General features: G+C 59.7%; 2 protein-coding genes. One reads left to right on the forward strand and one right to left on the reverse strand.

The window, feature by feature from the left end:
- The first annotated feature begins 373 nt into the window (after positions 1 to 373).
- Positions 374 to 1,063, forward strand: coding sequence for a TetR/AcrR family transcriptional regulator (locus BN2476_RS44350; protein ID WP_087740416.1), 690 nt, complete (start codon positions 374 to 376; stop codon positions 1,061 to 1,063).
- A 316-nt stretch (positions 1,064 to 1,379) separates the two neighbouring features.
- Here the strand turns inward: BN2476_RS44350 and BN2476_RS44355 are convergent, their stop codons facing one another.
- Positions 1,380 to 2,444, reverse strand: coding sequence for a tetratricopeptide repeat protein (locus BN2476_RS44355; protein WP_087740417.1), 1,065 nt, complete (start codon positions 2,442 to 2,444; stop codon positions 1,380 to 1,382).
- Between the last annotated feature and the right edge of the window lie 17 nt (positions 2,445 to 2,461).

Below are 2,461 nucleotides of genomic sequence, written 5' to 3' on the forward strand. Positions count from 1 at the left end.
ATGACCACCCAGTCGAAATCCCGCTCACCGACGAGTGACGCCCGCGGCGACCGCTTGGGTAACAGGGCGCTCCATCCATTGGTGTGGTCGTCGTTCGGGAGGCGGTCAATCAGGCGGGGCATGTCGAATCCAGGTGAGGTGCAAAAACGCCGCGAACTTTCAGCGGGCCCCTCAACTATAGAAAAACAATAAATTATTATTATTGGTGTTTGTACCTATCCTGCCGGAGAAGACCGTTGCAGGTGGAAACGAATTTAAAAGGGCACGATCCAGCGCGCGAAGAGCGGCTCCGCGGGGCTTCCGCGTAGAATGGGATTGCGAATAAGCGAGAAGTATTTATTATTGTTTTCGTGTGACTGAACAGGCGAGAACCATGGAATCACCATCACAGCCCGCGCGCACGCGAACGCCGCAGAGCGAACGCATCGAGGCGACACAGCGAAAAATCATCGAATCAGCGCAGCGACTGCTTCGCGAGGAGGGCTTCAAAAGTGCGACGCTGCAGAAGATCGCACGGGGGGCCAACGTCTCGCTTGGCGCTCTGCAACACCACTTTGAAAGCCGCGACGCGTTGATGGAGCGACTGGTTGACGAAGCAATGGCACCATTGAGTGACCACGGTGGGGTATGGCCTGATCCCGCGCTTCCGCTGCGTGAGCGCGCGGAATCATTTGTCCTGCAGGCATGGAAGCAGATCTTCGGCGCTCGTGACTACCTCACGGCGTGGAGTCTGTTCTTCGGCTGCAAGGCCACGCCATCGATCTTCACTCGCATCGACGCCAAGCGTGCGAGCGAGGACAAGAAGTTTTTTTCGCTGTTCCTGGCGGCGTTTCCCGAGCTTGACGAATACCATCCCCATCCGAAAGGATTCACGTCCTCGGTGTTTTCTACGCTACGCGGTCTGGGCGTATTTGAATTGTTCGACGTATCGTCGAGCGAGAAGCGCGAGGAGCTTCAGGCCCTCGTAGAGACCATCGTCAGGGCATGCTCGCCGGTCGTTGTCGACGGGTCCAGGGCGAAGTCGAAAGCGCGCCAGCCACGCAAAGTCACAACACTGGCCTAAAGAGGGGCAGCGCCGCTGGCCGTGCGACGCTCCCGGCGCTGCGCAGCAGATTGCGATGCAGTGAGCCACGACAAGTCGAATTACCTGACGGTTGTGGTCGAGGGCAAGGCCACTGGCTGCCGTCGGAAATGACGTGGTCAGTCAGATGGCCGCTCAGCACATGTCACCCGACGTAGCAGTTTTGGTCGGACGAAGGTCGGTTCGATGCGTTCGTTGTCCTCCCGAATTCCACCATGAACGGTGGTTCGCCGACACGGCATTCTTCCATGCCAATCGCTCGCATCCAATTGGCGCTCATCTGTAAGAGAAGCCGCACTTACCACACGCCATCGTCAGGCGCGGTGATCGCATACGACTCAACCACTCCGTATCGCGCGAGCGCCGCACTCACGTCCGGACGATGCAGCACGTCGTCGAGGCGACGCGCCATCGTCGCGAGAAAAGGCGTGAGGTTAGGTCTGGGGGCATAACCCTGATTGCTCGCAAGCTCGTAGTTACGAGTCAGCGGATCCTCGAGGCGTCCGAGGATGATCTTTGCCAGGCCGTCTTTGTCGTCCATGCACAGCAAGGCCGCCCGTACGGACTCGGGGTCGAGGTTGGGATTTTCTAGCAGCGAGTCGGTGGCGGCGCGAGCTTTCGCCTTGTCGCCCAATTGCGCATAAGCACAAGCCTTCACCTGCGCTACCTCTGACATGCCGTACGGGCTCGCGGTATTTTCGTTCATGTCACGCACTGCGCGCAGCGCCTCCTGCGGTCGTTCAAGCCGATAGAGCATCTCTCCCAGGTTAATCGCCTGACTGGCAGTGTCCTTTTTTTGCCTTTCTGCTTCGTCGCGCGCGGCCTGCGCGGCGTACAGGGCGTCGTCCCACCTTCCTAGGCGCGACAGCGCTTTCGCACGCGTGTCCAGCATCCAACGCAAATTGTCAACGAGGTCGTCGAATGCCGGCTGGCCAGCGGGGGCGCTGTTGACCTTTGCGAGCGCGGCATCAGACACCGCGAGCGATTCGGCCGCTTGGCCCGAATTCCGTAGTGCCTCGGCGAGCATATGCATCGCGGCGATTCTGCGCGGTTGAGCGGTAGCCTGCGCTCGCACATAGTCGAGGTAACGCTGGGTCACCGCGTCCTTGTCCGTATAACGCGAATCGTCGAGCAGAGCCTGCCGGTAACGCTTGTCCGCTCGAAGCCTGACAATCTGGTACGGATCGGTAATCGCCTTCAGGTAGCTTCGAGCCTGATCGTTCTCGCCGCGGTCGACGTCGTATTCGAATAGTTCTGCCCAGAAGGACTGAAGGCCCGTGCGCTTCGCTTCGTCGTCGGGGCTGTAGCCGGCCTGCCACAGTGCTTGCTGCACCATGTGCCGGTGATAGCCGCCATCGTTCATTGAGGTTGACCCGGTTC

Origin of the sequence: Paraburkholderia piptadeniae (assembly GCF_900007165.1) — a bacterium.
GTDB lineage: Bacteria > Pseudomonadota > Gammaproteobacteria > Burkholderiales > Burkholderiaceae > Paraburkholderia > Paraburkholderia piptadeniae.

Bases quoted from the DNA above. Each gene is read 5' to 3' on its own strand.
- BN2476_RS44350 (WP_087740416.1), top strand. From the start codon at position 374: ATGGAATCACCATCACAGCCCGCGCGCACGCGAACGCCGCAGAGCGAA.
- BN2476_RS44355 (WP_087740417.1), bottom strand. From the start codon at position 2,444: ATGAACGATGGCGGCTATCACCGGCACATGGTGCAGCAAGCACTGTGG.